The sequence below is a fragment of the Siphonobacter sp. genome (assembly GCF_048595215.1).
In the GTDB taxonomy this organism is placed as follows: Bacteria; Bacteroidota; Bacteroidia; order Cytophagales; family Spirosomataceae; genus Siphonobacter.
The window spans coordinates 1-5,398 of record NZ_JBMDWJ010000184.1; the positions used below are offsets into that span (position 1 = coordinate 1).

At 52.0% G+C, this 5,398-nt stretch carries 3 protein-coding genes and 1 pseudogene; all 4 read right to left on the bottom strand.

Annotated elements, in window-relative coordinates; all coding sequences use genetic code 11:
* On the bottom strand, nucleotides 1–1,050 hold a 1,050-nt coding region (locus tag ACOJTG_RS10850; protein WP_420153829.1), incomplete at its 3' end, for a GAF domain-containing sensor histidine kinase.
* 247 nt (nucleotides 1,051–1,297) lie between these two features.
* Entirely contained in the window at nucleotides 1,298–2,491 is a 1,194-nt protein-coding gene (locus tag ACOJTG_RS10855) for a metallophosphoesterase (protein WP_420153830.1), read from the bottom strand.
* A 79-nt stretch (nucleotides 2,492–2,570) separates the two neighbouring features.
* Nucleotides 2,571–4,319 carry a RagB/SusD family nutrient uptake outer membrane protein gene (locus ACOJTG_RS10860; protein ID WP_420153831.1) on the bottom strand — a complete coding sequence of 583 codons (1,749 nt, stop codon included), beginning with the start codon at nucleotides 4,317–4,319 and terminating at the stop codon, nucleotides 2,571–2,573.
* A 12-nt stretch (nucleotides 4,320–4,331) separates the two neighbouring features.
* Nucleotides 4,332–5,398: pseudogene (locus ACOJTG_RS10865) on the bottom strand (SusC/RagA family TonB-linked outer membrane protein); the annotation flags it as partial.

Below are 5,398 nucleotides of genomic sequence, written 5' to 3' on the forward strand. Positions count from 1 at the left end.
CTCCTCGGGAATGCCAATGCCCGTGTCCTGTACTTCAAAGCGAAGGTGGTAACGTTCGGGCGTCGTCTCCAGAAGTCCTACGCTCAAACTCACGCTGCCCTGCTGGGTAAACTTGATGGCATTCGTCAGCAAATTGCTCAGAATTTGTGTGAGCCGGGTGGGGTCGCCGAGCACTTTCTCGGGCAATGCCGCATCGACCTGCTTAACGAGCTGCAACTGCTTTTTAGCGGCTAGGGGCTGATGAATCTGGATGACTTTCTCGGTTAGCGATCGGAGATCCACCGGGATTTCTTCCAGGTAGACCTTGCCCGCTTCGAGTTTGCCGTAGTCGAGCACTTCGTCGAGCAGCGACTGCAGGGTTTGGGAGGAGAATTCCAGCAGCTCGATGAGTTCGCGTTGGGAGGGGGTAAGCGTGTCTTCTTCCATAGCCAGTAGTCCCACCGAGCCGATGATGGGGCTGAGGGCATTACGGATTTCGTGGCTCATGGTGGAGAGGAAACGGGCTTTGGCCTGGCGGGCTTCTTCGGCTTCGGCCCGGGCCCGTTCGGCCTGAAAGTGCTTGCGGCGGAGTTCGAGCAGCATGACCACCTGGTAAGAGAGGTCTTTGAGGGCCTGAAGCTGATCTTCGCTGAGCTGCTTGGGTTCTTCGTCAATAATGCACAAAGATCCCAGGGGATACCCTTCCGGATTGACCAGCGGAATCCCCGCGTAAAAAATTACCCCCGGCTGACCGATGGTGAACGGATTGTCATGAAACCGTTCGTCTTGCCGCATGTCGGGCACTATCAAGGGTATTTCTGGTTCCAGGATCACGTGCGAACAAAAGGACAACTCACGCGGAATTTCATTCGCATCAATTCCTTTTCTTGATTTTACCCAGTGCCGGGTGCGGTCAATGAGCGAAATCATACTAATCGGGGTACCACAGATCTGAGATGCCAGCCGCGTAATGGCGTCGTAAGCCATTTCGGGTAGGGAATCCATAATTTTATATTCTTCCAGAGCTGCTAAACGAGCAGATTCATTAATCGGAATAGCGGGTTGAATCATGGCGGACAATTGAGTGATCCATCACTTGAAAAGCAAAATATCCCAAAAAGTTCTTACTTTATTTCGATTTTGCTTAAAAAATTATCCTTAAACCCTTTATAACCTCCCGCCTACTCCTTTCAGAAGCAAAAGCTAAACTAACGGCTAAGTCGATACGTCCGTTTCTAAGGACTTCCGAAGGAACGGTTCATGTCATTAGGGAGTATTCGTTGACGAAAAGAACCATTACGCTGCCGATTCTGAAGTTTTATTTTTTAATAGCGGTTTTGGTATACGTTCCCACTTCCTGCCCATCGTCACGAATTAAACGAATGCTCAGGTTTTTCGCATCGGCTTGGAGCTGAATCAACGTACGGTTGCTGGCTTTCGGCCCGCCGCCAATCACTACCGGATACGAATGCTGCCCTTTCATGGGTAAATGCACCCCGTAGGTATGCGTATGCCCGCTGATGGTGACATCGATTTTGTACCGATCAAACAAGGGCGAAAACAATTGTTTGACGTGCGTGGCCCCGTGCCAGTCGCCCGAGTACTGCGGCGGAATATGCATTAGTACGACCCGAAAAACCGCTTTTTTGAACGCAGGCCCCTGCATCACCCGCTCCAGCCAGCGAGCCTGTTCCTCTCGGTACGCATCGAAATCGACCAGCCCAGCGTATACGGGTTCCGCGTCGGGTTTGTCTTCCCCGGTATCCAGAGCGATGAAATGCACCGGCCCCCAGGTCCAGTCGAAGTACGGCTTTCCCTCCGGATTACGGAAGTAGTCGAACCACTCGCGGCGGAACTTGCCCCGCGTTTCGTGATTCCCCCGCACGTAGTAAAAAGGCGTCTGGCTGGCAAAGTGCTCCGTGGCGGGTTTCAGCAAATGATCAATGAGTTGCTGTTCATCCGTTTGGTAATCAAAAATATCACCGTTCAAAAACACAAAATCACGACCTGGTTGTGTATCGAGCTTCAGCAGCTCTCCGAAGGACTCGGGCCGGTCGTGAATGTCATTCAAAATCAGAGCTCGTACCTGCGTAGGTTGCTGAACAGGGGTTGTGAAGCGGTACAGCCTGCTCTGAGCCGTATCACCGTAGGTTAATTGATAAGGTTTGAATTCCCTAATCTCGCGGGAAAAGACGCGGTAATAGTAGGTAGTACCAGCCCGTAAGTCCTCAAGCGTAATCTGATTAATTCGATTGTACGAATCCACCAGCCCGTGGGTCACGCGGTGGGCTTTCTGTCCTAATTGTTCGGTCGTACCAAACTCCACCCAACTGTACGAGGGTCGTTCGCAAATCCATTGGATGGTCATGGCGTCCGGTCTTGGATCCTGCAAATACGGCTCACAAGCCAGGCGAGGAGCATCCGTAGCTTTAGTAGCGGAGATAGAGCTTGTAACCCCCAGGGCCAATGCCTGCTGAAGAAATTTTCGGCGGGAATCAATAGCAAGTTTCATAGGTTTCGAGATAAAAACAGGTGTTTGAGTCAGTGGACCTCAAACACCTGTTGTGAATGTACTACTTTTTGAAGAATCGCTAGAGACCGTCCTGCCAGCCGGGATTCTGTGTCAGGTTTTTATTGAGCAGGCGTTCCTGAATGGGGATGGGATAGAGGTAATCCCGGTTTTCATTAAACGATTTGGTCTGGTTGGAATTAATCAGCACCAGTCCCCCATTCTTGCCCCCTTCCAGCACCACTTCCGAACCCAGTTTCAGGTACTGTGGTCCCTTTTCCGTGGGTTTGGTTCCTTCGTAAATGACCACGTCGGTCGTACCGTTATTATCCAGATCATACTTACCCAGGCTCGGAAAATACATGCCCTTGAACTGATCGGCTACCAGATGGCCTTCTTTCCAACGCATCAAATCGTTCCAGCGGTAGGATTCCATCACTAACTCAATCCGGCGTTCCCGGCGAATTTCCAGAAGTACCCCGCGGTTCGCTCCGCTTACGTGCGTGTACTGAGCCGCCAGGTAAGGATCTACATCGGCGTTGGCTTTGGCCAGTTCCAGGGCGGGCATGGCGACACGTTTACGAATGAGCTGAATGGATTTATCCAGATCACTCTGCGACAAGGTACCCAGTTCCGCTTTGGCCTCGGCGTAATTAAGCAGCACTTCGGCGTACCGGAACACGGGCATGTCATTGAGCGACTTGTTGTACGAATCCTCGGTTTCGGCTGTCACAAATTTAGTCAGCTGATAACCCGTTACGGTTGCTCCAAAGTCCGGTACGAGCTTGTTCGTATTGCCGATCCGGGTATACCCCGGCGTGCGGATGGTTTGTGCCAGACGGGGGTCGCGGTTCTGAACCTCTTCGTAGAAGGGCAGGCTGTTGTAATTGGGTTTATCGGTAAACCGGCTGCCGTCTTTCATCAGATAACTGTTCACGAGCCGTTTTTCCAGACCGGGTTTTCCGTACGAAGCCGTAATCGTGTAGTAGTTGACATTGTGAAAAACCTGCAAATCACTGCTGAACTTCCGGGCCAGAATCACTTCCTCGGGACTGGCTTTCAGCGAAGCAAACAAATCACGGTACGCCAGGTCCGGACTGGTTGAATAGATCTGATAGCCGCTTTTCGTCATCAGTTCTTCGGAAGCCGTTACGGCTTCGTTCAGAAATTTGTCGGCATTAGGCAGGTTGAATTCCGTGTGGTATTTCCGGAAGGTTCCTTCAAATAAACAAATCCGGGATTTCAGGGCCAGAGCCGTCCATTTGGTGACTTCCTCCGTAGACTTGGTCGTAGCCAGCCGGGCCACGGCCTCGTTGATGTCCGCCAGTACTGAATCCATGACCATCGTCCGGGGATCGCGGGCCTGCGTCAGATACGCTTCGTCGTTCGTGTTGATAACCTTGTTGTACCAGGGCACATCCCCAAAGCGGACTACTTTGTTGAAGTAAAACCAGGCCCGGAAAAACTTGGCCAGTCCGACGTACTTGTTGGTCGTCGCTGGACTTAGGCCGCGACGGTTGTAGTTTTCCAGGAAGTAATTAATCTTCCGGAGTTCGCCCCAGTCCCAGCCCCCACCGGACGTCGGCACCGTGCGGCGACCCGTTACGGCATCGGGCAACGTGGTTTTAACGATGTTGTCAATATCTTCGTTGTAGATGTCTTCCGCCGAGGGAATTACATTATAAAACGAATTAGTATACAGTCGTAAATCGCTTTCGCTGGTAAAAAACTGCTCAGGAGCGATCTCCGACAGCGGTTCCCGGTCCAGAAAACCTTTACAGCCTACCAGTCCCATCAGAACCAGAGCGAATACAGGAATAAGTCTTTTCATGAATAGAGCCAATTAAAAAGAGATGTCCAAACCGAATGAATACACTTTGCTGAAAGGATACACGCGGCCATTGGTCTCGGCGGCAGCCATCTCCGGATCGATGTAGGAAGTTTTCAATTGGGTTAGGGTAAACATATTTTCACCACTCACGTAAATCCGGCAACGGGCCATTTTGATGCGTTGCAGCAGCGTGGAGGGTAGAGAGTAACCCAGCGTCAGGTTCTTGAGGCGTACGTAGGCCAGGTTTTGCAGGTAGCGGTTGTTTACGGCCTGCAAATCGCCCCCGCCGTTCAGGGCCGTGTAGCCCCGCAGGACGGGCAGGTAAGCATTCGTGTTCTCGGGTGTCCAGATCTGCGATTCGAAATCTTTGGGAAGGAACGAATAGTACGGCCGCGAATACGGACCCCAGAATTTATCCGCGTTACTGCCCGGATACCAGTTCTGACGGCCAATGCCCTGGAAGAAAGCGGACAGGTCGAAATTACCCCAGTTCGCTCCCAGATTTACGCCGAACGAATACCGGGGTAGCGAGTTACCGATGCGTTGAAGGTCGCCGTGGTTGGCTACGGTGTTGTCCCCGACATTAATCTTTCCATCACCGTTGATATCCACGTATCGTAAGTCACCGGCCCGCAGCTTGCCCCACTCACCGGGAGCACTCGAAATTTGCTTGTGTACGACCGAGTTGCTCAGCGGAATGGCGGCTTGCCAGGCGGCGGCTTCCTCGTCACTTTTAAACATACCGTCGATGGTATAGCCCCAGATTTCACCCAGTTGCTGGCCTACGTAATTGCTATTGAGTAATTGAGTAGGGTTATCGAAACGGGTGATTTCAGCTTTGTAATCCGACAGTACTACGCCTACGTTGTAGGAAAAAGGCTTTCCACTGACGTTAAAGCGATCTTTCCAGTTGACGGAAAGTTCAAATCCTTTGGTTACTAAGTCGGCGGCATTTTCGCGGGGCTCGGTGGCTCCGAATACGGTGGGCAGCGTCCGACCCTTGGTCAACATCCGGGTCGTGGCCCGGCGGTACCAGTCGTAGGAAACGTTCAGCTTGTTGCGAAGCAGGGCTACGTCTA